Here is a 26,336-nt window from a genome sequence, read left to right on the forward strand (position 1 = left end):
AACAAATACCTCCATTTTGTTTATTTATACCCCGGTTATCAAAATGATGAGCGGACGGTATTTGGTAGAGTAGTTGGGACAAAGTTCAAGTTTAGTTTTATGCAAGATTTATGCCAACGTTAAGCTTTTTGTTTGATTTCTCTTGATTTTTTGATTTTGAAGCTAATCCAGAGGATGAGCAACCAGACGGGAAGAACAAACACGGCCATTTTCATGCTTTCGGTAAAGGCCATAAGGATGACAATCATCACAAGGAAGACGGCGCAGAAATAGTTTGTGTAAGGATGGAAGGGGGTCTTAAATTCAATAGCTGCTCCTTCACCTTGAGCGATTTTTGCTTTGCGGAACTTAAGGTTTACGATAATAATCGTAGTCCAGGTAATAACTGCCGCAATGATCGCCACGGCCATGAGATACATAAAAATTTTCCCAGGCAACAGGAAGTTGAGTATAACAGCGACTAAGGTAATTCCGGAAGAGACCAGTACTCCTGCCACAGGGACACCTCGTTTGTTTAATTTGCCAAAAATCTTCGGAGCATTTCCTTGCATAGCCAGACTGTACAGCATGCGTCCATTGCTGTAGACGCCGCTGTTGTACACGGAAAGAGCAGCGGTTAGAACAACGACATTGAGAATGGTTGCAGCTGCGGGAATTCCGATTTTAGAGAAGATCATAACAAAGGGACTTCCATCTGCACCTACTTGATTCCAGGGATAGATGACCATCAGGACAGATAAGGCTCCCACATAGAAGATAAGAATTCTCCACATAACTTGGTTGATGGCTTTAGGAATGGATTTTTTGGGGTTATCAGCTTCACCGGCCGTAATGCCGATGAGCTCAATTCCGCCAAAGCTGAACATGACAGGTACCAAAGAGAACAAAATACCAATCATGCCATTGGGAATAAACCCGCCGTGAATCCAAAGATTATCAAATCCTGTAGCTTCACCGTTGATTCCGGAGAAGATAAGAAATAACCCGAAGACAATCATGCCGATAATTGCCACGACTTTGACAATCGCAAACCAGAATTCAAATTCACCAAAGGTACCGACACTAATAAGATTAAGCAGAGTAATGAAGACCAGACATATCAACGCAGTTACCCAGTGAGGAATATCAGGGAACCAGAAATTCACATAGATCCCGACAGCAGTCAATTCGGCCATACTTACGACGATATAATTAAACCAATAATTCCACCCTGAAAGAAATCCGGGAAATTCCCCCCAATACTTATAGGCAAAGTGACTAAACGATCCGGAAACAGGTTCATCAACGGCCATTTCCCCTAACATTCTCATGATGAAAAAGATAACTAATCCACCAATAAGATAGGAAAATGTGATTGCGGGACCGGCCAGCTCAATCGTTGCAGCAGATCCGTAAAAAAGACCTGTGCCAATCGCTCCTCCTAGAGCGATCATTTGGATATGCCGGTTTTTTAGACCGCGGTGCATACCGTTTTCTTGGTTGCTCATAAAATTTCTCCTTCCGATAATGTAATTGAATAGTGCGTACTTTATGATAATGCAAATCCCATGCCAAAATAATTGTAAAATTATTAAATATTTTAGGTGATTTTCTTATATTTTAGGGGTAGCTATCCATTTAACTTAGAAGAGGTAAAACTAAAAAACAAGTATAAAATAAAATGTGATAAGAAAAATTGACAATTTTTCTTATCACATGGTAAAAAACTTTTGCATAACTCCGCTTATCCCATTAAATCATCCCTCGGGTTCATCGATTTTGCCAAGTCCATAGGAATTCATTTTATTTAAAATTGTTGTATTGGAAACTCCAAGTATTTTACCTGCCTTGCGTGAGGAAGGATGTTTTGCCAGTACTTTAAGCAGGACTTCACGTTCCACTTGAGCGACTATTTCCTTAAGAGGAGGCCAAGGTTCTGTAATAGGGACTATAAGTTGATGGGCTGTGCTTTCGGGTTTAGTGATAGGAACTGCTGGAGCGAGATCAGCCCATTCATAGAAGGAACTAGGCTTGATCTCAGAGCTGGAATTCAAATTGATAATTCTTTCCAGAAGATTCTCTAGTTGCCGAACATTTCCGGGCCATTTTTGGGCCATGAGCAAGTCTGTACTTTCCTTTGTAAGATACACTTCAGATTTATCGAGCTTTTTAGCAATCTTTCGGGTGAGGGTTTGGGCAATCAAAGGGATATCTTCAGGTCTCTCCCGTAGTGATGGAATATGCAAGGGAATCACATTGAGGCGATAATAAAGATCTTCTCTAAATTGGTCCTCATCAATCAACGCTTCGAGATTGCGGTGAGTAGCTGCGATGATTCGTACATCCACAGGGATTTCTTTCGAACTTCCGATCCGGCGAACCGTTCCTTCCTGTAATACTCTGAGCAAGCGTACCTGGACCTGAGGAGTGATATCACCGATCTCATCAAGGAAAAGTGTGCCCCCGTGGGCCTGCTCGAAAAGCCCTTTCTTCCCTCCTTTAGTCGCTCCGGTAAAAGCACCCTCCTCGTAACCAAAGAGTTCGCTCTCCAATAAGGTATCCGGCAAAGCAGCACAATTTATAGGGATAAAGGCTTGTTGGGAGCGTGGACTCTCGGCATGAATTGCTTTGGCGAACAGTTCTTTCCCTGTGCCGCTTTCTCCTCTAAGAAGTATGGTGGAGGTCCCGCGGGCCACTGTTTTAGCGGTCTCAATGAGATCTCTCATACGTCGGCTCTCATAGATGATATTATCAAAGGTTATAGATTGAGGTTTACGTTCAACTTTGGAGAGGAGTTCTTCCACCTGGCGAAAATCCTTGATGGTCATAACCCCGCCAATGATCTGTCCCCTTTTATTAAGAATGGGAACACCGCTGGTCAAAAAATGTATAAGTCTCTGATTTCTCCGGATTTTGCGCTCTTTTAAGCTGTAAGGGATTCCAGTTTTTAAGGTTTCGAAAATCGGGGCATTCGCTTCAAACAAAAACTCTGCATCCTGGTTTAAAGCCTTTTCCGGAGTTGTATAAAAGATACGTGCCGCAACCTCATTAATATGAGTCACTTTATGGTTCGTATTGATGGCAATGATTCCTTCGCTTACTAAGTCGAGAATTGTTTTTAGTTCCTGCTCCCGCTTTTCGTAAGGCATATAATTAGCAAGCTTCACTGATACGACACCTTGAACAGTAAGAAGATCCTGAATAAGAGTCTCCGATTCCTCCTGATTAGAACAACGAAACTTAATCATCATTTGGTGACCATGTGTGACTTCCATTCCGATTTTATCAGTGTTATGAGTTTCAAAGCGTTGAAATATGTCGTAACCAAGACCGGGGCGATCGACAAAATCAATCCGTACAATTAATTCTTGGGATTCCATGCTGTCACCCTCTCGAACGTCTATTTGTGATTAAAGTGAATGCTTTTAACTTGTTACTATAATTATAGCATTAACATTTGAATCCTCCTAGAGACTGCCCAAGAAGAAAAAAGCTAGCAATCGTGCTAGCCGGATGAGGATGCTATAATAATGGTTTATTATAGCCTAAAGAGCATTTTAGTATAGGAAGGCAAGGGCCACATGTCGTAGTCTACAAGTACTTCCAGTTTATCGGCCACCTGGCGCAGTTCTTGCATGGCTTTAAAGACCACATCACGATAATAGATACCCTGCTTATAAGCGTCTCCGTGAAGATGTTTTGCTGTAGAGGTGGCATCTTGGAGAGCTTTGGTTTTAAGGCTCAGTTCTTTAAGCAAAGGAGAGAGTTCGTTGAGCAAAGATCTTTGGGCCAGCACATCCGCTTCCGGGTCCGCTGTGCGGATGGTATTAATAGAATTGGCCAGCTCTGTGGAATAGCGCATGACAGCTGGGAGGATTTGGCGCTTCGCTACATCCACCATAGTCAGGGCTTCAATATTAATGGTTTTGGAGTATTGCTCTAGATATATTTCATAGCGGGAGTGGAGTTCCGTTGCACTGAAGACGCCATGATTCTTAAAGAGCTCAGTAGTTTTTTCGCTGATTAGTGCTGAGATGGCCTCCGCTGTGGAAGACAGATTCGGCAGGCCCCGCCTTGCTGCCTCTTTAACCCAGTCTTCAGAGTAACCATTGCCATCGAAGATTACACGGGAGTGCTGGATGGCGATTTCCTGAAGGATAGCTTGAAGCTCTCCGTGGAAATCTTTGGCTTTTTCCAGGCGATTTGCCATTTGGGTGAGGACTTCAGCCACAATGGTATTGATCACTACATTAGGATCAGCAATGGAAAGGGAAGAAGGAACCATACGGAATTCAAATTTATTGCCAGTGAAGGCAAAGGGAGAGGTCCGGTTGCGGTCTGTAGAATCCTTGGGCAGGGAAGGAAGGGTTGATACTCCAATGGTCAATTCGCCACCTTGTTTGGACGAGTTGGGTTTGCCATTTTTAAGCTGTTCTATAATGTCGGATAATTCATCACCAAGGAAAATGGAAATAATGGCGGGAGGTGCTTCATTGGCTCCTAGACGATGGTCATTACCAGGGTTAGCTGCAGATGCTCTCAAAAGGGCAGCATATTCGTCCACGGCTTTTATGACTGCACAAATAAAGGTTAAGAATTGTGCGTTTTCATGGGGTGTCTTACCGGGCTCCAGCAGATTGACCCCTTCATCCGTGCATAAAGACCAATTGTTGTGTTTGCCTGATCCATTGACGCCGGCAAAAGGCTTTTCGTGAAGAAGGCATGCCAGGCCATGGCGGTTTGCTACTTTGTGCAAAGTATCCATGACAATTTGGTTATGGTCTGTAGCAATATTCGTGCTGGTAAATATAGGTGCAATCTCATATTGACCGGGAGCCGCTTCTTTATGTTGGGTTTTTGCCAAGACACCCAGCTTCCAGAGTTCAATATTGACTTCTTGCATAAAAGCAGTAACGCGCTCATTGATGATTCCAAAATAATGGTCTTCCATTTCTTGACCTTTGGGAGGAAGGACACCGAATAAAGTGCGACCTGTAAGCATAAGGTCTAAACGCTTTTGATGGTATTTTTTTTCGATGAGAAAGTACTCTTGTTCCGCGCCAACTGTGGGAGTAACCCGTTTGGCTGTGGTGTTGCCGAATAAGCGAAGGATACGAAGAGCTTGTTTAGATATGGTTTCCATGGAGCGGAGGAGAGGGGTTTTTTTATCTAAGGCTTCTCCGGTGTAGGAGCAGAAGGCCGTAGGAATACAGAGGATAACCTTGCCTGCATCCTCTCGTAAAAAGGCCGGCGAAGTACAATCCCAGGCAGTATATCCTCTGGCTTCAAAAGTAGATCGAATCCCGCCATTGGGAAAGGAAGAAGCATCGGGCTCGCCTTTAATCAACTCTTTACCGGAAAACTCCATAATTACTTTACCGTCATGAGTTGGGGAGATAAAAGAGTCGTGCTTTTCCGCGGTAAAACCGGTCATAGGCTGGAACCAGTGAGTATAATGGGTTGCCCCATTTTCGATAGCCCAATCCTTCATAGCGTTAGCTACTACTTCGGCCACTTCTAGTTGCAGAGGAAGGCCTTCATCAATAGTTTTGTGGAGTGCCTTATATGTGTTTTTGGGTAATCTTTCACGCATCACCGCGTCATTAAATACATTTTTACCGAAGAAATCCATCTCTTATCCTCTCCTTATTATGACTAAAAGGAAAAAGACCCCCATTGGATTTTCTTGCGCAAGAAAATCTCTACTGAGCGTCTTAGCTCTCGAAAATGCCTTACTGATAAAAATAGCATATCCTGTTGTAAAACACAAGATAAAAATAGGCGATAAAAAGCATTTGTGAAAGGTTTTTTTGAGCAATTGAACGAGCAAATAAAAATGTTTTCTTTTAATTCCGACATATATTGTCAATTTGTTTAATAATATGTATAATTTGTTGAAAAAAAGAAGAATTTAGCGGTGTATCTGAAAGGAGTAAAAGAATGGTTTTCTCGATTAGGCAAAAGGTAACTGCAGTCATACTATTTGCATCCCTGATCCCTACAGCTTTATTGGGCTTTTTTAGCTACAAAAGTGCGAATGATGCATTGGAAAATGAACTTAAGAATGCAGCGGAACAATCGATGCAGCGCATACAAGATTCCACGACATTGTATCTCGAAGGGTATGAACAAAATCTTAAGCGACTGGGTAAGGAAGAAGATACCCTGATTGCTGCATTGCAGGGAGATACCGTGGAGGCTTTGAAAAATTTCCAAATTTATAAAGAGACTAATGTTGATATATTGAATGTTTATTTGGGAACAAAGAGTAAAAGCATGATTATGTACCCTGCGGCAGAAGTGCCTCCAGGCTTTGATCCGACGGCTACGGAGTGGTATCAACGAGCAGTAAGCAGTGGAGAGGTTATTTGGACGGAGCCTTATGTAGATACAAGGACGAAGAAATTAGTGATTTCTGCAACAAAACCTGTCCAAGATCCATTGACAAAGGAAGTCGTAGGGGTGGTGGGTGTTGATATTGCGCTCGATACTTTGAGTGCTTTAGTTGGAGACATGAAAATAGGTCGCCAGGGTTATATTTTCCTCCTGGATCAAAGCGGCAAAGTTATGACCCACCCTGACACTACCTTGATCGGGGAAGAGGTTCCCGTGGAAAAGCTAAGGGCAGCTGTAGCCCAAGAACATGGAATCGTGGATTATACATATGATGGAGAAGAGAAATTCGGTATCTTTGCTACCTATCCCAAAACCCAGTGGAAATTCATCGGCGTATTAGGATATAACGAGATTGATGAAGCAGTCTCCCAAATTTTAAAAAACACCATCATCTATTGTGCGATTTTTGCTGCATTAGCCATAGCTTTTGGGATGTTCACTACCCATGGATTTACTAAAGCTATTAAAGATCTGCTTGTATATAGTGAGAAAATTGGTTCCGGAGATTTTACAGTTCGGGCCAAGACCCTATCGCGAGATGAAACCGGTGCCTTGACCAATACCCTAAATCAAATGGTCATTCAGTTGGCCGGACTAATGGGAAATATTAAATATATTGCTGAAGAGATGAACACTTCCGCCGAGGAATTAGCGGCCAGTGCAGAGGAGACGATGGCATCCAGTGAAGAGGTCAATGCTACAGCGGCCCAGATTGCCGGCGGTGCTTCCGATCAAGCGGTTCAAGCAGAAAAGGGTACCCAAATGGTTACGGCACTTGCTACAAAAATTCAAGCTCTAGAGGTAAACTCGGCGGAAATGGTAAACTCCTCAGTTGGTGCTAAAGAGGCCAATGAGCGGGGTTTGCATTCGGTTGAGCATTTACGTGTGAAAACGGAAGAAAGCAGATTAGCTGTCGATCAGATCAATGAAGTGATCCGTAACCTTGACGGTAAATCCCAAGCTATTGGTAGTATTCTTTCTGCCATTACAAGTATTGCGGAGCAAACCAATCTTTTAGCTTTAAATGCTTCCATCGAGGCTGCTCGGGCTGGAGAGGCTGGTCGAGGATTCTCCGTGGTGGCGGATGAGATACGTAAGCTTGCTGAGCAATCTGCCCAATCAGTACAAGGTATTCAAGGAATTGTGGAAGACATTCAACGGGAGAGTTCTCATGCGGTGGGCGTGATGAAAGAAGTGAGGAATCACTCCGAAGCCACGGTGCAATCCGTGGAGGATGTTAATCAATCTTTTGCTGAAATATCGCAAGCGATGGATACTATTAGAGAAAAAATCACCCATACGACGGCTTTGATTCAGGAAATGACCATGGATTCAAATCAAGTGGTGGATGTGATTCAGAGCATCTCTGCAGTAACCGAGGAAACATCTGCCGCATCTGAAGAAGTCAGTGCATCCATGGAGCAAACGGCCAGCGCCTTTAGTAGTGTAGCAAAAACTGCAGAAGAGCTTGAGCAGCTAGCCGGAAAATTGAGTCTAGAGGTTGCTCGGTTCAAAATTTGATTAATACGGAAAGATTAAGTTGATATTCTAAAAAAGATATAGCCCAACAGATAAATGTCTGTTGGGCATTTTTTGTTTGTATAGTTTTTTCCTTTTTGAGGATAATAAATTTGACTACTTATAGCCAAATTAAGGAGGGTATCACTATGTTTAAACATATCAAAGATATGGAATACACTGTCCGTGTTGATCGCCCCGATCCTCGATTTGCCAATCTTTTGCTTGAGCAGTTCGGTGGGCCCCATGGAGAATTGAAAGCGGCGATGCAATATTTCTCTCAAGCAGTTGGCTGTAACGATCCGAAAATTCGGGATATGTTACAAGATATTGCTGCGGAAGAACTGAGCCACTTTGAAATGGTTGGAGAATGTATCGCCATGCTTCTTGGCCCAACTGATGAAGTGTCTCGTGATTTTCCTGCGATACACATGGCAATCTTAACAGGTGGTCCTATCTTAACTAACGCTATGGGAATTCCCTGGAACGCAAGTTATATTGAGACCACTGGTGATCTTTATACGGATCTGGCTTCCAATGCCTCGGCGGAACTACGGGCGAAACTTATCTACGAGCGTTTGCTTCAACAAACCGATGACGCCGGGGTAAAAGATATGGTGCGATTCCTCCTTAGTCGGGAAGAAGCTCATAACTTCTCCTTTTTGCAAGCTATCGAAACCCTTAAAGGAACCGGGGTAGATGCAAATTTCAGAGATACCGAGTTCACGAAGAAGTATATGAATCTATCTACTGGTATGGGAGATGCCCGTGGTCCATGGAACCAAGGTAATGGCATTCAATATGAAGAGAATCCTAATGAAAAGTACGGTGGACCAGCGTCATATGGTCAAGATCGTGGTGCAGACAACAAAGAGGAAATTGGACCTGGGTATGATGATAGCAGGCGGAATAACCCACAGTATACTCAGCCCAAGGAACCTACCCCTAATGTAGCGGGACAGGAAAAACCGATGCACTAGAAAGGTTAGTGCCTTTTGAAAAATTGGTATGTGTCGCAATACGAAGATGCTCCCTGAGAAAGGTGAACCTGATTCTCAGGGAGCATTGTTATGCTCACAGATTAATGTTTATGGTCGTGGGGATGTTCATGAGTGTGGTCGTGGGGATGCTCATGAGTATGGTCGTGGGAATGCTCATGAGTATGGTCGTGGGGATGTTCATGAGTATGGTCGTGGGGATGTTCATGAGTATGGTCGTGAGGTAGCCCCAGAAAATGAGCCAGGAGATGCTCCTTGTCGGGAAGGGTATCTAACCAGCCATCATTCGCATCGGCCTTTATATCGATGGACTTAATATAGGGTTTAATATCCAATAAGGGCGTACCATTATAGGCATCAATGCTGGAGATGATAATCTCATTTCCTTCGATACCTTTAAGCTCTACCACACTTAAGCCGAGGGGGTTTGGACGGCGGGGAGAGCGGCTGGCAAAGACTCCGACTTCTAGTTCAGGGGCCATAGGCGGGTTAACCTTTAAGCTTTCATCAGATACCTTGTCAAGATAAAAAAGAAGTGTGATGTAACGATAGGATAAAAGCTCACTCAATCCCTCTACATATTCAGGGTTCAGGGAAATCCAGAACTCCCCGGGAGCGTCCTTCATGGGCTGATGAGGAATCGGCAGGGAAGGTATATAGGGGGTGTGGATGGTCCCTATGGATTTCAATTCAATGCTCATACACATCAACCTTTCTCAAGCACAATGCGATGATTGAGTAAATTCATATCTTTGATACACGCTCTTATAAATTTTTGCTTGCCATAAATATCAACGAGCTTCAATCCTTCATCATGGGGCTCGATTATATCCACTGATTCCATAAACAGAACTTCCTCGGTGCCATCCTTTAAATAAGCATTTGCCTCACACATTGCCAAGCCCTCCTTTCAATAAACATACCTTAAAATGTCTTGAAACCCTATCCTTTAAAGCTGTGTATCTTGATGCCAAAAGGTTGCCAAAAAGCCATGGAGATACCATTGTAACGGCAAGACCTCCATGGCCTTTATTAATCCATTCCTTTACCATGGTTATTCTCCATTCATTGAAAATTTCCTTCTTTATTTTTACATGTTTCGATTACAATTCGGGAAGTTTAATAGATGTATTTAAGAAGTCTTTTGGAGGTGTAATTTTTATGCCAATGATTCATTTTGATGGTCCTGTACTTACTATGGATCAAAAGCGAAGCCTAATTCATGGAATATCGCAAGCGGCTTCTCAAGCAACAGGATTGCCAATGGCCTCCTTCACTGTTGTTCTTGATGAGCATGAGTACAGTAATTTTGGTATCGGGGGAGAAGTATTGGTAGAATCAAATTTTTGGAATAAGGTTAAAGAGATCAAAGACTAAGAAGAGTTTTTTAACCTCGCACGGGCTATAAAGCTAGCGGAAATCCCGCTAGCTTTATTTTGCTATTGAAAAAATCTTGCTTTTAGAGGATGATTAATAAAATGATCGAGTATTGAAAAAGTGGGTGAGATTATGGAGAAGATGGAAGAAATTTTGCTTGAACGAAATTGGCGGGAATTAGAAGAGTTAGTTCTTGTAGGTAATAAAAAAGCAACCCGCAGTTTAGTGAACAGGATTTACATAAAGGATGGACTGGGGTTTTGGCGTGCAGTAGAAGCACTGGGGGTGGCCGCTGCTTTAGAGGAGAAACAGAAGAAAGATTCTTCTGTGGAGTTGGTACGTCGCTATTTTTGGTCTTTAAATGAGGAATCCGGTGGCAACGCTTGGAATGCATCCGAGGCCATCGGCAGTATCATGGCTCATAACCCCAAGGAGTGTGGCCACTTCAACTGGATGTATGCTAATCTTTTGGAAGATGAAAGCTTACAGGAAGGAGTTCTTTGGGGATTGCTTAATCTATCCATCAATGCTCCTGAAGTGGTGGATCCTTTGGTAGAGAGGGTGTATCCATTTCTCAAAGCCCAGGATGTCAGCCAAAGGGGGTTAGCGGTCTGGATTTTTACTTTGATGAAAGCCTATCCCTTAGCCGAGGAACGATGGGAGATTGGGGAAGAATTACACAAGGTGCTTGTTCAGGATAAAGAGGTGGCTGAAATCTACCTGGAGGGAAACTATTACCATTTTTCAATCTCTGAGTTATTAGGAAAAGAGATTCTTACCTTCCATGCCAGAGAATATGAACAAGAAGACTTTACCTGGAATATCAGTGTGGCTAGCTCTCAGAAAGGCCTTTGTTGGGTAGGTTTAGGAACTCCGGAAAAAGAAGAAGCGGAAATAAGGTCCTGGGCACAGAAACGTGCACCTAAAGCATTGATTATTCCCCGAGCCTTGCCTAATCAAAAAATTATGGAGCAATTGGAAGAGTATTTTTCGGGTGACCGGCAAGAATTTGCTCTTCCCTTAGACCCTAGAGGAACTGATTTTCAACTTAAAGTATGGGAAGAGCTGCGCAGAATACCCTATGGAGAAACCTGCAGTTATGGTGAGATTGCTCAGAATGTTGGCAACCCTAAAGGACCACGGGCCGTAGGCTTGGCAAATAATAAGAATCCCATGGCCATCATTACGCCTTGTCATCGGGTGGTGGGCAAAAAGGGAGATTTGGTGGGTTATGCCAGTGGCCTTGATTATAAGGTGCGACTTCTAAACTGGGAAGCAGCCCATCGCCACAAATAGAGTACTATAGGGGGGCAGCCCCAAAAAGAATATTGGAGGTAATGAATTGAGCGAGAAGAAAATGTTTCAAGGTTTAGCCCATATTGGGATCAAGTCGATGAATATGGATCAGGCCGCAGCCTTTTATTCTGAGGTGCTTGGCTTTGAACTCCTTGAGCGGATTAAACCAGGGGATGTAGAGCTTATTTTCATGAAATGCGGGGAAACTGTTGTTGAACTGATTGAAATTAATGACCAAAAGAAATTTGAAGATGGAGTGGTTAATCACCTGGCTCTACGAGTAGAGGATATATTTCAGGCAGTGGCTTGGTTGAAGGAACACCATGTGGAATGTATTAACGCAGAACCTCGTGAGATGGAGGGAGGACGCTATAATTTTTTCTTTAGAGGCCCCTCTGGAGAGAAACTGGAGCTATTTCAGGAATAATCAAAAGGTCGACTAAGGAAATAGGAGGCAATACCAAGTTGAATCGCGGTAGGGAAGAAAAACTAAATTTTAATTGGCAAAATGGAGATAAACGTTATTACACTTTAAATCAACATTTGCGCGATGTTTTCGGAGATAAGGTGTTTAAAGTATCCCTTGATGCGGGGTTTACATGTCCCAATCGGGATGGACGAGTAGGGCGAGGAGGCTGTATTTATTGCAGTGCGAGAGGTTCAGGAGACTTTGCCGGTCAGGCAGAGAAATCTATTCATGAGCAATTCTGTGAAATTAAGCAAGTCATGAGCCGAAAATGGTCCGGAGCCAAATATCTAGCCTATTTCCAAGCTTATACCAATACCTATGCTCCCCTGAAGCGTTTGCAGGAAGTCTATGAGCAAGCCTTGGCGGAGGAGGGAGTGGTAGGCCTGTCCATTGCCACTCGTCCGGATTGTCTACCGGCCGAGGTGCTGGACTATCTAGAAGAGCTCAATCAACGAACGTATCTCTGGGTGGAGTTAGGCCTGCAAAGCATTCATGACCGGACCATGGAATGGGTGGGGAGAGGACACACTTTTGAGGATTTTCTTCAAGGCTTAGATAAGCTCCGCCAAAGAAAGATAAGAGTCTGTGCTCATTTGATTTATGGGCTGCCGGGGGAAACCCTTGAGGATATGCTTAGCTCAGCTCAAACCTTAGCCAAACTCGATGTGCAGGGACTTAAACTGCATCTTTTGCATGTGTTAAGGGGGACACCCCTGGCTAAAATTTATGAGGAGAACCCTTTTCCTTTGCTTTCACAGGATGAGTATGTCCATCTAATTTGCGATACTCTGGAAAGATTGCCCGCTCAGATGGTCATTCACCGCTTGACCGGGGATGCTCCCCGAAAGGATTTGATAGCACCCCTTTGGAGTCTTAAAAAATGGGAAATTCTTAATGCTATCGACCAGGAACTGGAGAGTAGGGGAACATGGCAAGGGAAAAAGAGAGATAATAAAAACGGCTAACACCATTTCAATAATAAAGAGGAGCTAGCCGTAAATATAGTTTAGGGAGAAACTTTTGACTTTGGATGAGTGTATTAACCTTTCTCGAATGATCTGGAATGACTCGCTACGCATTGATAGTACCGGTTCAGATTGGACGCATTTTTATTCTGTTGAGGAGGAGTTTTAAGGGTAGGAGCTAAGGAAAGATAGCGTTTAAGGCTGTTGGTGTGAGTCTGGAGGATGGCCTGATAGACTGGGTCAGAGGTTAGTTTTTGTGATTTCATACCGATTCCTCCCTATATAATTTATTGGGGTTTATCATTCACTCAGAGTGAAACGACCTCATAAGATAGTTAATGATTAGGATAATGCACAACCTTACCTTCCCAGGTTCTTATTACCGCTTCATCATCGTTAAGGGAAATAAGGTACTGTGGTAGGATGGGGGTTTTGCCACCGCCTCCCGGGGCATTAATAATATAAGTTGGAATGGCCAAACCGGAGGTGTAGCCGCGTAAGTTTTCCATTATCTTTAACCCGTCTTGAATACGGGGAATAAAGTGGCTCGTGCCCTTAACATTTTTGGCATGGAAGATGTAGTAGGGACGAACGCGAATTTTCAGTAGCTCTTGGTTAAGGCGCTTCATAATCTCCGGTCGGTCATTGATTCCTTTGAGAAGAACTGCTTGGTTACCCAAGATAACTCCCGCTTTAATCAAGCGATCGGCAGCTTTCTTGGTCTCCTCGGTCACCTCTTTGGGATGATTGAATTGAGTATTGATATAAAGGGGTGGGTATTTTTCAAGAACAGCACAGAGCTCATCAGTAATGCGCATGGGCAGAGTGACAGGGACCCGGGTGCCAATGCGTTTGATTTCCACATGTTTAATTTCGTGCAATTCTCCTAATAGCCAATCCAGCATTTGATCACTGAGGAGGAGTGCATCGCCACCGGTGACCAGCACGTCCCGGATCTCTGGATTGGAGCGTACATAATCTAAAGCCGCCTCCAGATTAGCACGGGTTTCATGGAGGTCAATTTCCCCGATATTCCGCCGGCGTTGGCAGTGCCTGCAATACATAGCACACAGATTGGTTACATTAATTATGAGACGATCTGGGTAACGACGAGTGATACTCGGAGCAGGGGATGTATACTCTTCTCCCATAGGATCGACTTCCCCGGAATCATCGAGGATCTCTTCCATAGAGGGGAGACTTTGTAGACGGATGGGATCCCGAGGATCATCTTTATCGATAAGGCTTAAATAATAGGGTGAAACTGCCCAGCGATAGATTTTACCCACCTCGTCGATTTCATGTCTTTGCTTCGGGGTCAGGGGAAGCAGGGTACTCAAGTTCTCAGCATCCTGAATACGGTTCTTAAGCTGCCACTTCCAATCCTGCCAATGCTCCAGGCCGGCATCTAACTGATCCAGTATAAAGTCTCGGTTTTCATTATATTCTTCGCTTAAAGCGAGACCGCAGGGAATCGTTTCCTTGCACTTGTTGTAAGATTGAGCCTTTTGTTTTAATTCCAAAGCCCTTGCTTGTGAAGCCTGTCTTGGGTTAGGGGGGAGAAATTCTACTGCCATAATGATTGCCCTCCTCTATTTGCGAATATAAAAGAATAAGTCCTTAGAACAAAAAAGAACCGTCACGGTTCCCAAGAAAAGCTTACTACATAAGCAGGTGTTTACGCCCATATGTGTCTCAATGCTTACGAGGTTAGCTGACGGGTTCGAGCTGAAACATGCTCTACGTTTGAAACGATTCACCCCTAAATTGGTTCCCCCGTTTTCCTCTTGGGAAATTAAGCCCATATAAAGTTGCATAACTAACAACTTAATAGTATCATGTGGGTTGGTAGTAGTCAATTGTATTTTTTGTACACAATTTTTGCACCATATGTTTATGTTATCTAGAGTTAATTTGTAAGGAATTATAGTTTATTATTTCATGTAGTTAAAAAAATTATTATAAATAGATCAAGGAGAGGAACCCGATGGAATATAATGCACGTTATCAAGAAATTGCGATAGATATTGCTCATTCTATCGTTATGGGAGAGTACCGCGAAGGGGAAAAAATACATGGACGCTCGACTTTAGCGGGTCGTTATAATGTATCTCCGGAGACCATCCGGCGCTCTATTGCTATCCTCCAAACCATGGGTGTAGTCATGGTAAGTCAAGGGGTAGGGATTACGGTGATCTCCAAAAGCATGGCGGAAAAGTTTATGAGAGGTTTTGATCAGAAAGCAGAGATTCAGGTCTATTTTGATGAGTTGAAGAAATTAATGGAGCAGAGGCGTGAGATTGATCAAAAAATTGACGCACATCTCACAAAAATTGTAAACTATACGGATCGCTTGGCAAGCCGCTGGATGGATGTAGCCGAAATTGAAATCGCCAAAGGTTCCGGTGCCAAAGGGAAAACCTTAAGCGATTTAAAATTGAGGGAAAAAACCGGTTTGACGGTCGTGGCTGTAGTTAGAGAGGGTATTGAACAATTTTCTCCAGGGGCTGAGTTTGTTCTGGACGATGGAGATATCCTGCTGGTGGTAGGATCTGAACAAGGTAAAGAAAAACTTCAGGAAATCCTTCGCTAGAATACAGGAAGTGACCGTCCATCTGTCGAAACACTCTATGAATTCTAGAGGACATGAGGGATGATAGATGATCTTTCAAAGCTTAGTTATACTTGGCGTGGAATTAATGCTGGTCTTAGTAACAAGCCAGATGAAGCTGTTAATTCCATTTTTAATAGGCAACACACTTTTTCTTTTGTATCATCTAAATCTTGAATATAAAAAAGCTGCGCGGCAAGCTACAGAGCGGAATGCGGAACTAAGCTTCAAAATAGCTAACCAGACTCTTCCTTATTTACGCCGAGGGCTTAATGAGCAAAATGCAGAATACATCGCCAAAATCATTCAAGAGATCGGGCAGGTCGCAGCTGTTTCGATCACGGACCGTGAAAAGCAACTAGCCTATTTAGGTGTGGGATGTGATCAGCATCATCCGGGAGATAAAATTCTTACCCGGGCGACACGAGATGTGATCCAATCCGGAGTTTATAAGATAGTACGAACTCAAAAAGAACTGAACTGCCCTAGACAGAACATCTGTGATTGTCCACTAGCGGCGGCTGTCATCGTACCTCTGAAGTGTCAGGGTGAAGTGGTGGGAACCATGAAACTGTATGAGACAAAGGATGGACAGCTTTCATCGGATCTTATTCGCTTAGCTATTGGGATGGCAGAGCTTCTGGGGATTCAAATCGAACTAGCAGAGCTTGACCACCAAGCAAAACTGGCTGCGGAAGCACAGTTGAATGCATTGCAGGCCCAAATCAATCCCCATTTCTTTTTCAACGTACTCAATACCATAATTGCCACCAGCCGTACCAGCCCTAATCGTTCGCGACGGTTGTTGATTCATCTTGCGGAATTTTTCCGTAAGGCCCTCAAATCCCACGGCAGCTTGATCACTCTGCGGGAGGAAATGAGTTTTGTAAAAACCTATTTAATTCTCGAGAAAGCTCGCTTTGGGCGTAAGCTCCATTTTAAAGGAGAGATTCCCGAAGAGCTCATGAATGCATTGGTCCCACGCTTAAGCATTCAACCCCTTGTGGAAAACGCTGTCAAACATGGGATTACGGAGAAAATCGGCAATGGAGTCGTTTCCGTGAAAGTGGAGCAAATAGGTCAGGAACTTTATATTATTGTGGCAGATGATGGAGTGGGAATACAGCCGGAACGTTTGCAAGAAGTGCTAAAGCCCGGTGTCGGCTCAGGTAATGGAGTGGGTATGGCTAATGTCCATGAACGTTTAATTGGACATTACGGTGAAGAATATGGCTTACAAATTCGGAGTCAACCTAATATAGGGACGACGGTGACCATGCATTTGCCCTTAACGACTATAGAAGATGGAGGTCTGCTATGATCCCGGGAGTCGATATCGTAGAAATTCAGCGCTTTGCTAAAGCCTGTGAGCGAACACCCAAACTTCGGGAGCGATTGTTTACATCTCGTGAGATTGAGAGTTTACAACATAAAGCGGCACCCAGTTGGGCAGCGCGTTTTGCGGGTAAAGAAGCAGTCCTTAAAGCTTTAGGAACAGGACTAAGAGGACTATCCTGGCATGATATTGAAATCCTTAGCAATGACTTGGGGGAACCTATCGTATTCCTTACGGAAAAAGCTGAGATAGTATTGCATACACGAGGAGGATCCCAGATCCGAATAAGCCTATCCCACGAGAAAGAGTACGCTGTAGGAATGGCCATACTTTTTTAGGAAGGTTATCCATTGCGTGGATAAGTCAACTAAACTCCACCTGAAGTAAGTTTCCTTTATATGGGGGTGTAGCTATGAGAGTGGTCAGTGCCCAACAAATGCGAGAACTCGAAGAAAGGGCGATTCAAGATTTTGGTATACCAAGTTTGTTGCTCATGGAAAATGCAGCTTTAGCCGTGGTCCAAGAAATACGTCAAATGCTCGAACACCGGCATATTGAATTGTCGGAGGGGAGGGCTACAGTCTTTGTAGGTAAAGGCAATAATGGAGGGGATGGATTAGCTGTTGCTCGGCATCTCCTGATCTTAGGGATGGATATAACCGTCTATTCTTTCGCCAGGGTTGAAGAATTCAAAGGTGATGCAGCTCTCAACTATAGGTTATACCAAAACACCGGAGGCAAACTTTTCACCATCGATGGAGAAAAACAGCGCAGATTGGCGAGAATCTCTCTAGCTCAGGCTGATGTGATTATAGACGCTATCTATGGGACAGGGTTTCGTGGTGCTCTGCCCAGCTTAATTGAAGAGTATGTGGAGGAAATCAATCGCGCCCAGGTACCTGTTGTCGCTGTAGATATCCCCAGTGGCGTGGAAGCGGATACGGGAAAAATCTATCGCAAGGCCATTATAGCCGATACCACGGTTACTTTTGGTCTGCCAAAGCTCGGCCATTTTTTAGGGGTAGGACCTGAATATGCAGGTCGGGTCATTGTGGACCCTATCTCGATTCCGGCACGTTATTTGGATGATGAGACTTTGACTACATTCATATTAACGGGGGATGTGCGTCAATATTTACCCATCCGCAGTCTTCAAGGGCATAAGGGGACCCACGGCCGGGGGGTTTTGGTGGCAGGTTCAGAAGGAATGACCGGTGCCGCCTTGTTAGCCGGTAAAGCCGCCCTACGATCTGGAATAGGTTTATTGCAGATGGTTGTTCCCTATGGGCTTGCGGAAGGAATGGATCTTGCTTTGATAGAGGCTACGGTTTGGGGTGCAGAAGGTGAAAAAGCCCTCAATGGCAATGCTTGGTCTGTGATTTATGAACGAGCTGAAAAGGCCCAGGCATTAGCCATAGGTCCGGGATTAGGACAAGATCCCGAGTTGCTGCTGGTTTTAGAGGAAGTTCTACGCAATCTTTCCCTTCCCGTAATTCTCGATGCCGATGCATTGAATATTTTAGCCAAGGAACCAGGAATTTTGGGTTGGCGTCAGGGGCGGGGACCCTTGATCCTTACTCCCCATCCCGGAGAAATGGCTCGTCTGTGTGGGTGTACAACGGAAGAAGTTCAAGCTAATCGGCTTGAACTAGCCATAAGTAAGGCTGTAGAATGGGAGAGCATTATTATCCTCAAAGGGGCTATTACCATTATTGCCGCCCCGGACGGACGAGCATTCCTTAATCCTACCGGTAATCCAGGATTAGGAACCGGAGGGACGGGGGATGTACTTACAGGAAGTATTTTAGCCTGGTTGGCTCAAGGGGTAGAACCCTTAGCTGCAGCCTGTTTGGGAGTGTATCTTCATGGTAAGGCAGCAGATCAATTGACCGGCGAATTCGGCTTAAGCGGATATACGGCCGGTGAGGTGGCTGATCAGCTGCCCAAGGCACGGAGAAGTTTGGAAAATAATCATTAAGGAGGGCACCATGGAAAATATACGGCCGGTTTGGACAGAAATCAATTTACAAGCTCTGCAGAGGAATTATGACCGGATTCAGGCATTGACCCAAAGTGAAATCATGCCGATAGTCAAAGCCGATGCATACGGACATGGAGCCTCACAGGTAGTAGAAGTATTTTATAAAAAAGGTGCTCGTCGTTTTGGGGTTGCTTTATTGGATGAAGCCTTAGAGCTTAAGAAGGCGTATCCGGATATAAAGGTGATGCTCATCGGTTCTTTGCCCATGGAATCCTTAGCAACAATCATTAAAGAAGATATTATCTGCGGGGTGTATCGGTTAGAGCAAGCGGTACTCTTGTCGGAAGAAGCTAAGAGACAAGGCAAGAAGGCGGTAATTCATCTTAAGGTGGATACAGGAATGGGGCGTATTGGCTTTAGAGAAGAGGATTGGGAGGAACTTTTCGACTGTACCAAGCTGCCTAGTCTTTACATAGAGGGAATCTATACCCACTTTGCCACGGCTGATCATGGAGATTTAAGGTTTGCCCGAGAGCAATTGAAGGAGTTTTTGGCGATTTGTGACAGAATCAAAGCACAAGGAGTCCATATACCCATCCGACATGCGGCCAACAGTGGAGCTCTGCTGCAGATGCCGGAGGCCCACTTGGAGATGGTGCGGCCGGGGATTATCCTTTATGGACTTCCTCCCTCCCGGCATGTGGGTAATGATATTGGCCTGGAGCCTGTACTTTCATGGAAAGCCAGAATTAGTCATATAAAGATGGTTCCCCAAGGGGAAACCATAAGCTATGGCAGGACCTTCAGAACGGCCTATCCCACCCGAGTGGCGACGATTCCCATTGGCTATGCTGATGGTCTGCGCCGAAGTCTGTCCAATAAGGGTGAAGTTTTAATTAAAGGCAGAAGAACGACCATGATCGGGAGAATCTGTATGGATCAGACTATGCTGGATGTCACGAAAGTACCGGATGTACAAATGGGCGATGAGGTTACTTTACTTGGTACGGATGGGTATGAACGGATCGATGCCACCGAAATGGCCGGTTGGTTAAATACCATAAATTATGAAATTGTGTGTGGAATATCGAAGCGAGTTCCACGGATATATATTAAGTAAAGAGGGATCTTTACATTATGGCGTAATTAGCGTTAGGTCGGGCACTTTCCCTATTGTGGAAGGTGCTTTTTTTCTTTAGTATTGAAGGATTTAGGCAAAGTTAAAGGCTCCGCTTTCTACAGAGAAGTAGTGTAAGCGCAGCCTTAGTTTAAATTTCTTTGGACTTGGAAAGAGTCTAAAAATCTGTTATAGGAAGGGGATTATTCTCCCGATGTTCTTGTGCTCTTTGGCAGTATCGGTCGGCTGTTGTTTTAAGGGTGTTTACTTCCTCAGGGGTGAGTTCCCTCACCACTTTAGCAGGCGATCCCATAATCAGAACATGAGGAGGAAAGTGTTTGTTCTCTGTAATGAGGGAGCCAGCAGCCACCAGAGATCCTTCCTCAATAATAGCCCCATTAAGAATCGTGGAGCCCATTCCGATCATTGAGCCTTTCTTAATGGTACACCCATGTAAGGTAACGGAGTGGCCTACTGAAACATCGTCTTCAACGACTACCGACACATTGGTGTTAACATGGATTACGGTGAGATCTTGAATATTTGATCGTTTACCAATATAAATAGAAGCTATATCACCGCGAAGTACGGAATTGTACCAAATACTAGCTCCATCTCCGATATGTACATCTCCGATTATTTTTGCTCCATCTGCAATGAAGACATCCTTACCTAGTGAAGGTTTTTTATCCATATAAGAATATAGCAATGGGCTTCTCCTCCTAACTTTTAATCAATATTGATAGATTTTACCAAAAGGAAATTGACTCTTAAATTATAAAATGATTTTTTTGTACTGTCCAGTATATTGACCAGACACTCAGAATCCGCTAATTTATCTGAACTGTCTCTCTTATTAGAACGTTTTTAAATATAACAGTATTTTAAAGATAAAAGCTTTTTTTCCAGCTATTGTATTAATAAGATGGCTATGATATTTTATAGCCAGTAAATGGTGTTTTACACTGCGAAAGGTGGTTTTAATATATGAAACGTTGCGACCATTCCAAGAAGAAAAAGGTATTTATCACTGGAAGGATTCCCTCACTTGCCTATGAGCTTCTTTCTAAGGATTTTGAGGTGAATATGCATGACGATCTGCGCCTGTTGAGCAAGGAGGAAATTATCTCAGGTTTGGAAGGAAAAGATGCTCTGCTCTGCCTTTTGTCCGATACTATTGATAAAGATATTATCGCAGCCAACCCTCAGCTTAAGGTGATTGCTAATTATGGAGCGGGCTATAACAATATCAATATTGCTGCGGCAGGAGAAGCCAACATTCCTGTAACCAACACTCCTGATGTGTCCACAGATGCTACAGCGGATTTGACCTTAGGTCTTATTCTTGCTATCGCTCGCCGCATTGTCGAAGGGGATAAAGAGACCCGTGCCGGACGCTTTAAGGGTTGGGCTCCTCTGTACCATCTGGGTGTTGATGTCACAGGAAAAACCCTCGGTGTTATTGGTATGGGAAATATCGGACAAGCTATTGCCCGACGGGCTAAAGGCTTTGATATGAAAATCGTCTATACTAGCCGAACACGCCTTTCGGTTCGACAAGAGAGGGAGCTTGGGTTCACTTATATGTCCTTGGAAGACGTGCTAAAAACTGCGGATTTTGTAAGCTTAAGCTTAAGTTATAGTTCTGCCACTCATCATATGATCGGTGCTAAGGAGCTGGAAGCCATGAAGCCTTCGGCTTATCTGATCAATACCGCCCGAGGAGCTTTGGTAGATGAGAAAGCCTTGTTGAAGGCTCTGGAAAACAAAACCATTGCTGGAGCAGCCCTTGATGTGTATGAGTTTGAACCTCAGATCACAGAAGGGCTGCAGAAGTTGGATCAGGTCGTCCTTACTCCTCATATCGGAAATGCTACGGTTGAGACAAGGGATGCCATGGCCGCTATTGCTGCCGAAAATATCATAGCCGTGCTGAAGGGAAAAGCTCCTTTGACTTGTGTCAATGCAAATCATCTGAAGAATAGGATTATGACAGCAAAATAAGAACGTCGCAGGGAACGGTAAAGTCCGTTCCCTTCTTTATTTCGAAAGAGTTCTAACAGGAACCTGTGTGTAATCCTTGATATAGCCCCTTAAGGAATGCTAAAATTGGGACATCGGATGAAAAGGAGATACAGGTGTGAGACGAACAAGCCGCTTTTGGTTTGCCCTATGGGCAGGTAAAGGAATAAGCAGTATATTAAAGCTTCTGGGCAAAAAAGGGACAACCCTGCCTGGTAAAATAGCCTTGAATCTTGAACCCCGTCTCATGGGCATGCTGAGCAGTGCCTATACGGACGGAATTATTATGGTGACGGGAACCAATGGAAAGACGACTACAGCCAACCTCCTAGCTCAGATCCTAAAGGCAGACGGGAGGACCTTTGCGTTTAATCAAGCAGGGGCTAACCTGGTCACAGGGATTACCGGTGCGCTGCTCGCAAATACCGGTTGGGGAGGACAAGCCAAAGTGAAGATGGCTCTCTTAGAAGTGGATGAGGCTACGGTACCGAAATTCTGTCAGCAGGTTATCCCTCAAATAGCCATCGTAACGAATTTTTTTAGGGATCAGTTGGATCGCTATGGAGAACTGGATACCACCATCAAACTAGTTCGGGATGCCATTCCCCCTCAGACTCATTTGATTCTCAACGCTGATGATCCCCTGGTGGCTCAGTTTGGTCGGGATCGAGTCCATACCCTGTATTATGGGGTAGAGCAAACTCCGGACAGCAAAACCTACAGCACAGAGACCCGGGAGGCGAGATTCTGCCCTCATTGTGGAGAAGAACTGGCCTATACACTTTACCATTATGGTCAATTAGGAATCTATGCTTGTCCTTGCGGTTATAAGCGTCCGGACCCCCCTGTACTGGCTCGAAGTGTGAAAGCAAGTGAAGATGGAATACAATTTAAGGTGGAACCGACTTCCTATTCCATAGCTCTGCAAGGATATTATAATCTTTATAATGCTTTAGCTGCCATGACGGCAGCCAAGCGTATAGGAATAAAAGATCGGGAAATTCAGAGAGGCTTAAGGGAATTCGTACCCCAGGCTGGCCGCATGGAGCAATTCATCTTACCCCAAGGGCCGGTTACCTTGACTCTGGTTAAGAATCCCACCGGCTTTAATCAAGTGATTCAGACTGTATTAAGTCGTAAAGAACGCCCCATTCGTCTGCTCATTGGTATTAATGATCTAGCGGCTGATGGTCGAGATATCTCTTGGTTGTGGGATGTAGATTTTGAGTGCTTAGGTCAGGAGGAGGAGCGGATTCAAAGGATAGTTTGTTCTGGGCTTCGGGCGGAGGATATGGCGGTTCGTCTCAAATATGCAGGAGTACCAGTGAGCAAGCTGTACCTTGAGCGCGAAATGGGCAATGCTCTGGAGAAAGTACACGAAGGCTCAGAAGGGCAGGAAAGCATCTTTATTCTCCCTACCTATACCTTACTTTTTCCTATGCGGGAAATTCTGGTGAACAAGCAAATTAAGGGAAGCAAGCCGAGCTTTACGCAGCAAATCCAAAGGGGGGAGGGGTGACCCTTGAAAATTAAACTCTGCCATCTTTATCCGGATTTGTTGGATCTTTATGGAGATCGAGGAAATATTCTTACTTTAGAAGCACGAGCTCGTTGGCGTGGGCTAGACTTTGAGGTTCAGAATGTGTCTCTAGGAGAAAGGATTGATTTTCATTCCTTGGACATTCTGTTTCTTGGGGGCGGATCCGATCGGGAACAAAGCATACTCGTGGCTGACCTTATGGGGCGGGTCGAGGAATTAAAAGCAGCAATTGAAGATGGGCTTGTAGTATTATCTATCTGCGGTGGTTATCAGCTTCTGGGGCAATACTATCAGACCACTGAAGGGCGTAGGATTCCCGGTTTGGGGATTTTGGATCTCTGGACCGTTGCAGGTGCCAACCGCTTAACAGGCAATGTGGTAGTGAACTTAGAGATTGAAGAGCTGACAGAGGCGAGTTCCAACACCCTGTCCACTTTGGTAGGATTCGAAAATCATTCGGGGAGAACCTATCTTGGCTCTGAGCTGAAATCTTTAGGTAAAGTCATCCATGGTCACGGGAATAATGGTGAGGATCAAGGTGAGGGCATGCGTTATAAAAATGTCTTTGGAACCTATCTCCATGGCCCGCTTTTACCTAAGAACCCTCATTTTGCGGATATGTTGCTAAGATTAGCCATGGAAAGAGGAGGAGGGGCTAAAAACTTAGTTCCTTTAGATGATCGATTAGAAATACTTGCTCATGAAACCGTAGTGGATCGAATTCTTTCAAAGCAGAAGAAAGTTTAGCAGAATACAGATTGGTAGTATATCATTGAGGCTATACTCATATAATAGATATAATCCAAAATAATAAGCTAATTAATGGAGAAAACTATGTGATGCCAAAATTTACATGGCGAATAGGGCTGATTTGAAGGTTTTTTAGCTTATCTCAAGGTTATACTTCGTTGACACTTTTTAGGGTTATTGTCTATAATGAAGTATAGCTGTGGCTAAATGACTTGGGGGTGCTGGTGTGGCAGAAAGTAAGCGGATAATGATTAGTTTGCCGGAGAATTTGCTCGCGGAAGTGGATGATGTCGTTACGCTAGAAAATAGAAATCGTAGCGAATTTATACGTGAAGCAATAAACAGTGTTCTTCATGAACGCCGGAAACGGGGAATCCGCGAGCAAATGCGTAAAGGTTATGAGGAAATGGCTCAATTGAACTTAGCCATTGCCAGAGAGCTGTTCCTCACAGAGGAAGAGGTCCAATTGGTTTATGAAGATTCTAATGTGGAGTGTCAGAGATGATCATAAAACGCGGGGAAATCTACTATGCTGAACTCAACCCCGTCGTCGGATCCGAGCAAGGCGGTACCCGTCCTGTGTTGGTGATCCAAAATGATATCGGAAATCAGTTTAGTCCGACGACTATTATTGCTGCGATTACATCTCAGATTGCAAAAGCAAAGTTGCCGACTCATGTGGAGGTGCGGGCAAAACGTAGTGGTTTAGAACGGGATTCGGTCATTTTGACTGAACAGATTCGAACGATTGACAAAAGCCGCCTCAAGGAGAAGGTCGCCGTTCTTGATGAAGAAGTAATGTTGAGAGTGGATCAAGCGATCGAAATCAGCTTGGGGCTGACTGATATTTAATAAGCATAAGAGTCGACTTAAACAATAAGATAAACACAACAGCGGCGTTGGTTGGAATGACTAACGCTGTTTTTGTGTTTATTGATATCTCTTCATTTCTTGTGCAAATGGGGACATGGTCTTTTTGCTAAAGCATTAATGGATAAAGGATATAAAGTAATAGATGCCGAAGAATATTTGATATAATACGAATTCTCTATTTCGGTGAGATTATGAGGCTTCTCTCTTGTAGGCGAATTAAAACAAAGCTACAGAAATTTAATAATCTTGAGCGGAGGAAACGGCATGAAAATTACAGCATTAGTTGAGAACCAAACGAAATGTGAATTAAAAGCTAAACATGGCTTATCATTATACATAGAAACGCAAAAGCATAAAATTCTATTTGACCTAGGTCCTGACAATACTCTTTTTGATAATGCTAAAACAAGAGGTATTGATCTTCTGAGATTGACACAGTTATTATCTCACATGGACATATGGATCACGGTGGTGCTTTAAGCCGCTTTTTACAAATCAACTCAATTGCTAAAATTTATGTGCAGAGGAAAGCATTTGAGCCACATTTCAACAAGTCTATTTTTCTGAAAGTGAGTATTGGCATAGACGATAAACTTAAAAACCATCCGCAGGTTGTCTTGGTCGAAGGTGACTACCAAATTGATGATGAATTGAGCCTGTTTACAGTAAGCCACACAGATAAATGTTACTCCAAAGCCAATGATACTTTGTATGCAAAAGGTCAAAAAGATAATTTTTTACACGAACATAACTTAATCGTTAAAGAAAAGCAAACGGCACTTATAATGGGGTGTGGTCACGCAGGCATTGTCAATATTATGGAAAAAGCGGAATCATATCATCCACAACTATGCATTGGTGGCTATCATTTGTTCAATCCATTGACTAAGAAAACTGTATCCACAACCTTATTGAATGATATTGCACAAGAGTTGCAAAAGTACCCCCAAATCCAATTCTATACATGTCATTGCACGGGAACAGAAGCATTTCAGTGTCTATCACGACAGATATCCAATTTGTTTTATCTGTCATGCGGGGAAATAATTGAAACCTGATTTATAGAGTTATGAGCATTTGACGCAACGGGCAACGGAGCCAGCCATAC

Annotated in this window: 26 protein-coding genes and 1 riboswitch; of the genes, 18 read left to right on the forward strand and 8 right to left on the reverse strand. The window is 43.8% G+C overall.

Going from position 1 to position 26,336, the window contains the following annotated elements; translation table 11 throughout:
- Positions 1-119: 119 nt before the first annotated feature.
- The 3 genes from DESDE_RS06135 to DESDE_RS06145 form a co-directional block, all read right to left on the reverse strand.
- Positions 120-1,487, reverse strand: a complete 1,368-nt coding sequence (locus DESDE_RS06135; RefSeq protein WP_014793179.1) for an amino acid permease — start codon at positions 1,485-1,487, stop codon at positions 120-122.
- 249 nt (positions 1,488-1,736) lie between these two features.
- On the reverse strand, positions 1,737-3,359 hold the full coding sequence (locus DESDE_RS06140; RefSeq protein WP_014793180.1) for a sigma 54-interacting transcriptional regulator: 1,623 nt from the start codon (positions 3,357-3,359) through the stop codon (positions 1,737-1,739).
- 158 nt (positions 3,360-3,517) lie between these two features.
- On the reverse strand, positions 3,518-5,611 hold the full coding sequence (locus tag DESDE_RS06145) for a glutamine synthetase III family protein (RefSeq protein ID WP_014793181.1): 2,094 nt from the start codon (positions 5,609-5,611) through the stop codon (positions 3,518-3,520).
- Between the two features lie 308 nt (positions 5,612-5,919).
- On the opposite strand from DESDE_RS06145, the gene DESDE_RS06150 reads away from it, so the two are divergent.
- Positions 5,920-7,896 (forward strand): methyl-accepting chemotaxis protein, encoded by a 1,977-nt coding sequence (locus DESDE_RS06150; protein ID WP_014793182.1) that lies wholly within the window; start codon positions 5,920-5,922, stop codon positions 7,894-7,896.
- Between the two features lie 146 nt (positions 7,897-8,042).
- Positions 8,043-8,873 (forward strand): manganese catalase family protein, encoded by an 831-nt coding sequence (locus tag DESDE_RS06155; RefSeq protein ID WP_014793183.1) that lies wholly within the window; start codon positions 8,043-8,045, stop codon positions 8,871-8,873.
- 101 nt (positions 8,874-8,974) lie between these two features.
- Here the strand turns inward: DESDE_RS06155 and tsaA are convergent, their stop codons facing one another.
- The gene (tsaA, locus tag DESDE_RS06160; protein ID WP_041917352.1) at positions 8,975-9,592 is read right to left on the reverse strand and encodes a tRNA (N6-threonylcarbamoyladenosine(37)-N6)-methyltransferase TrmO; all 618 of its coding nucleotides are present in this window, start codon (positions 9,590-9,592) and stop codon (positions 8,975-8,977) included.
- Between the two features lie 5 nt (positions 9,593-9,597).
- On the reverse strand, positions 9,598-9,786 hold the full coding sequence (locus DESDE_RS06165) for a CooT family nickel-binding protein (protein WP_014793185.1): 189 nt from the start codon (positions 9,784-9,786) through the stop codon (positions 9,598-9,600).
- Positions 9,787-10,052: 266 nt separating this feature from the next.
- Between DESDE_RS06165 and DESDE_RS22860 the strand changes: the two genes are divergently transcribed.
- The 4 genes from DESDE_RS22860 to mnmL all read left to right on the forward strand — a co-directional run bounded on the left by DESDE_RS22860 (position 10,053) and on the right by mnmL (position 12,998).
- Positions 10,053-10,268, forward strand: a complete 216-nt coding sequence (locus DESDE_RS22860; protein WP_014793187.1) for a tautomerase family protein — start codon at positions 10,053-10,055, stop codon at positions 10,266-10,268.
- A gap of 132 nt (positions 10,269-10,400) precedes the next feature.
- The gene (locus tag DESDE_RS06175; RefSeq protein WP_019849789.1) at positions 10,401-11,564 is read left to right on the forward strand and encodes a DVU0298 family protein; all 1,164 of its coding nucleotides are present in this window, start codon (positions 10,401-10,403) and stop codon (positions 11,562-11,564) included.
- Positions 11,565-11,610: 46 nt separating this feature from the next.
- Positions 11,611-11,991, forward strand: a complete 381-nt coding sequence (locus DESDE_RS06180; protein ID WP_014793189.1) for a VOC family protein — start codon at positions 11,611-11,613, stop codon at positions 11,989-11,991.
- 38 nt (positions 11,992-12,029) lie between these two features.
- Positions 12,030-12,998 (forward strand): tRNA modification radical SAM protein MnmL/YtqA, encoded by a 969-nt coding sequence (mnmL, locus tag DESDE_RS06185; RefSeq protein WP_014793190.1) that lies wholly within the window; start codon positions 12,030-12,032, stop codon positions 12,996-12,998.
- Positions 12,999-13,072: 74 nt separating this feature from the next.
- Here mnmL and DESDE_RS06190 read toward each other — a convergent pair whose 3' ends face one another.
- Positions 13,073-13,264 carry a hypothetical protein gene (locus tag DESDE_RS06190; RefSeq protein ID WP_014793191.1) on the reverse strand — a complete coding sequence of 64 codons (192 nt, stop codon included), beginning with the start codon at positions 13,262-13,264 and terminating at the stop codon, positions 13,073-13,075.
- 69 nt (positions 13,265-13,333) lie between these two features.
- On the reverse strand, positions 13,334-14,575 hold the full coding sequence (eam, locus tag DESDE_RS06195; protein WP_014793192.1) for a glutamate 2,3-aminomutase: 1,242 nt from the start codon (positions 14,573-14,575) through the stop codon (positions 13,334-13,336).
- Positions 14,576-14,682: 107 nt separating this feature from the next.
- Positions 14,683-14,810: riboswitch (cyclic di-AMP (ydaO/yuaA leader) on the reverse strand.
- 175 nt (positions 14,811-14,985) lie between these two features.
- Here eam and DESDE_RS06200 point away from each other — a divergent pair.
- The 5 genes from DESDE_RS06200 (at position 14,986) to alr (ending at position 20,046) form a co-directional block, all read left to right on the forward strand.
- Positions 14,986-15,591, forward strand: a complete 606-nt coding sequence (locus tag DESDE_RS06200) for a GntR family transcriptional regulator (RefSeq protein ID WP_014793193.1) — start codon at positions 14,986-14,988, stop codon at positions 15,589-15,591.
- 67 nt (positions 15,592-15,658) lie between these two features.
- Positions 15,659-16,930 carry a histidine kinase gene (locus DESDE_RS06205; protein ID WP_014793194.1) on the forward strand — a complete coding sequence of 424 codons (1,272 nt, stop codon included), beginning with the start codon at positions 15,659-15,661 and terminating at the stop codon, positions 16,928-16,930.
- Positions 16,927-17,283 (forward strand): holo-ACP synthase, encoded by a 357-nt coding sequence (locus DESDE_RS06210; RefSeq protein WP_014793195.1) that lies wholly within the window; start codon positions 16,927-16,929, stop codon positions 17,281-17,283. Before DESDE_RS06205 ends, DESDE_RS06210 begins: the two co-directional genes overlap by 4 nt.
- A 74-nt stretch (positions 17,284-17,357) precedes the next feature.
- On the forward strand, positions 17,358-18,923 hold the full coding sequence (locus DESDE_RS06215) for a bifunctional ADP-dependent NAD(P)H-hydrate dehydratase/NAD(P)H-hydrate epimerase (protein WP_014793196.1): 1,566 nt from the start codon (positions 17,358-17,360) through the stop codon (positions 18,921-18,923).
- A gap of 10 nt (positions 18,924-18,933) precedes the next feature.
- Entirely contained in the window at positions 18,934-20,046 is a 1,113-nt protein-coding gene (gene alr / locus DESDE_RS06220) for an alanine racemase (protein ID WP_014793197.1), read from the forward strand.
- Between the two features lie 175 nt (positions 20,047-20,221).
- Here alr and DESDE_RS06225 read toward each other — a convergent pair whose 3' ends face one another.
- Complete coding sequence (locus tag DESDE_RS06225) at positions 20,222-20,752, reverse strand: gamma carbonic anhydrase family protein (protein WP_014793198.1); 531 nt, start codon at positions 20,750-20,752, stop codon at positions 20,222-20,224.
- A 278-nt stretch (positions 20,753-21,030) separates the two neighbouring features.
- Here DESDE_RS06225 and DESDE_RS06230 point away from each other — a divergent pair, with 278 nt between their 5' ends.
- The 7 genes from DESDE_RS06230 to DESDE_RS06255 all read left to right on the forward strand — a co-directional run bounded on the left by DESDE_RS06230 (position 21,031) and on the right by DESDE_RS06255 (position 26,286).
- The gene (locus tag DESDE_RS06230) at positions 21,031-22,047 is read left to right on the forward strand and encodes a 2-hydroxyacid dehydrogenase family protein (RefSeq protein WP_014793199.1); all 1,017 of its coding nucleotides are present in this window, start codon (positions 21,031-21,033) and stop codon (positions 22,045-22,047) included.
- Positions 22,048-22,183: 136 nt separating this feature from the next.
- Positions 22,184-23,584 carry a MurT ligase domain-containing protein gene (locus tag DESDE_RS06235; protein ID WP_014793200.1) on the forward strand — a complete coding sequence of 467 codons (1,401 nt, stop codon included), beginning with the start codon at positions 22,184-22,186 and terminating at the stop codon, positions 23,582-23,584.
- A 3-nt stretch (positions 23,585-23,587) separates the two neighbouring features.
- The gene (locus tag DESDE_RS06240) at positions 23,588-24,352 is read left to right on the forward strand and encodes a type 1 glutamine amidotransferase (protein ID WP_014793201.1); all 765 of its coding nucleotides are present in this window, start codon (positions 23,588-23,590) and stop codon (positions 24,350-24,352) included.
- Between the two features lie 229 nt (positions 24,353-24,581).
- On the forward strand, positions 24,582-24,860 hold the full coding sequence (locus DESDE_RS06245) for a CopG family ribbon-helix-helix protein (protein ID WP_014793202.1): 279 nt from the start codon (positions 24,582-24,584) through the stop codon (positions 24,858-24,860).
- A complete protein-coding gene (locus DESDE_RS06250) occupies positions 24,857-25,207 on the forward strand; it encodes a type II toxin-antitoxin system PemK/MazF family toxin (RefSeq protein WP_005817423.1) in 351 nt (116 codons plus the stop codon). Before DESDE_RS06245 ends, DESDE_RS06250 begins: the two co-directional genes overlap by 4 nt.
- 285 nt (positions 25,208-25,492) lie before the next feature.
- Positions 25,493-25,708, forward strand: coding sequence for an MBL fold metallo-hydrolase (locus DESDE_RS22430; RefSeq protein ID WP_242831347.1), 216 nt, complete (start codon positions 25,493-25,495; stop codon positions 25,706-25,708).
- On the forward strand, positions 25,687-26,286 hold the full coding sequence (locus DESDE_RS06255) for an MBL fold metallo-hydrolase (RefSeq protein WP_242831348.1): 600 nt from the start codon (positions 25,687-25,689) through the stop codon (positions 26,284-26,286). The genes DESDE_RS22430 and DESDE_RS06255 overlap by 22 nt, the downstream gene beginning before the upstream one ends.
- Positions 26,287-26,336: the final 50 nt, after the last annotated feature.

This window comes from Desulfitobacterium dehalogenans ATCC 51507 (assembly GCF_000243155.2).
In the GTDB taxonomy this organism is placed as follows: Bacteria; Bacillota; Desulfitobacteriia; order Desulfitobacteriales; family Desulfitobacteriaceae; genus Desulfitobacterium; species Desulfitobacterium dehalogenans.

Bases quoted from the DNA above. Each gene is read 5' to 3' on its own strand.
- DESDE_RS06140 (WP_014793180.1), bottom strand. From the start codon at position 3,359: ATGGAATCCCAAGAATTAATTGTACGGATTGATTTTGTCGATCGCCCC.
- DESDE_RS06135 (WP_014793179.1), bottom strand. From the start codon at position 1,487: ATGAGCAACCAAGAAAACGGTATGCACCGCGGTCTAAAAAACCGGCAT.
- DESDE_RS06250 (WP_005817423.1), top strand. From the start codon at position 24,857: ATGATCATAAAACGCGGGGAAATCTACTATGCTGAACTCAACCCCGTC.
- DESDE_RS06155 (WP_014793183.1), top strand. From the start codon at position 8,043: ATGTTTAAACATATCAAAGATATGGAATACACTGTCCGTGTTGATCGC.
- eam (WP_014793192.1), bottom strand. From the start codon at position 14,575: ATGGCAGTAGAATTTCTCCCCCCTAACCCAAGACAGGCTTCACAAGCA.
- alr (WP_014793197.1), top strand. From the start codon at position 18,934: ATGGAAAATATACGGCCGGTTTGGACAGAAATCAATTTACAAGCTCTG.
- DESDE_RS06150 (WP_014793182.1), top strand. From the start codon at position 5,920: ATGGTTTTCTCGATTAGGCAAAAGGTAACTGCAGTCATACTATTTGCA.
- DESDE_RS06145 (WP_014793181.1), bottom strand. From the start codon at position 5,611: ATGGATTTCTTCGGTAAAAATGTATTTAATGACGCGGTGATGCGTGAA.
- DESDE_RS06200 (WP_014793193.1), top strand. From the start codon at position 14,986: ATGGAATATAATGCACGTTATCAAGAAATTGCGATAGATATTGCTCAT.
- DESDE_RS06190 (WP_014793191.1), bottom strand. From the start codon at position 13,264: ATGAAATCACAAAAACTAACCTCTGACCCAGTCTATCAGGCCATCCTC.
- DESDE_RS06205 (WP_014793194.1), top strand. From the start codon at position 15,659: ATGATCTTTCAAAGCTTAGTTATACTTGGCGTGGAATTAATGCTGGTC.
- DESDE_RS06175 (WP_019849789.1), top strand. From the start codon at position 10,401: ATGGAGAAGATGGAAGAAATTTTGCTTGAACGAAATTGGCGGGAATTA.
- DESDE_RS06210 (WP_014793195.1), top strand. From the start codon at position 16,927: ATGATCCCGGGAGTCGATATCGTAGAAATTCAGCGCTTTGCTAAAGCC.
- DESDE_RS06165 (WP_014793185.1), bottom strand. From the start codon at position 9,786: ATGTGTGAGGCAAATGCTTATTTAAAGGATGGCACCGAGGAAGTTCTG.
- DESDE_RS06255 (WP_242831348.1), top strand. From the start codon at position 25,687: ATGGATCACGGTGGTGCTTTAAGCCGCTTTTTACAAATCAACTCAATT.
- DESDE_RS22860 (WP_014793187.1), top strand. From the start codon at position 10,053: ATGCCAATGATTCATTTTGATGGTCCTGTACTTACTATGGATCAAAAG.
- tsaA (WP_041917352.1), bottom strand. From the start codon at position 9,592: ATGAGCATTGAATTGAAATCCATAGGGACCATCCACACCCCCTATATA.
- DESDE_RS22430 (WP_242831347.1), top strand. From the start codon at position 25,493: ATGAAAATTACAGCATTAGTTGAGAACCAAACGAAATGTGAATTAAAA.
- DESDE_RS06230 (WP_014793199.1), top strand. From the start codon at position 21,031: ATGAAACGTTGCGACCATTCCAAGAAGAAAAAGGTATTTATCACTGGA.
- DESDE_RS06215 (WP_014793196.1), top strand. From the start codon at position 17,358: ATGAGAGTGGTCAGTGCCCAACAAATGCGAGAACTCGAAGAAAGGGCG.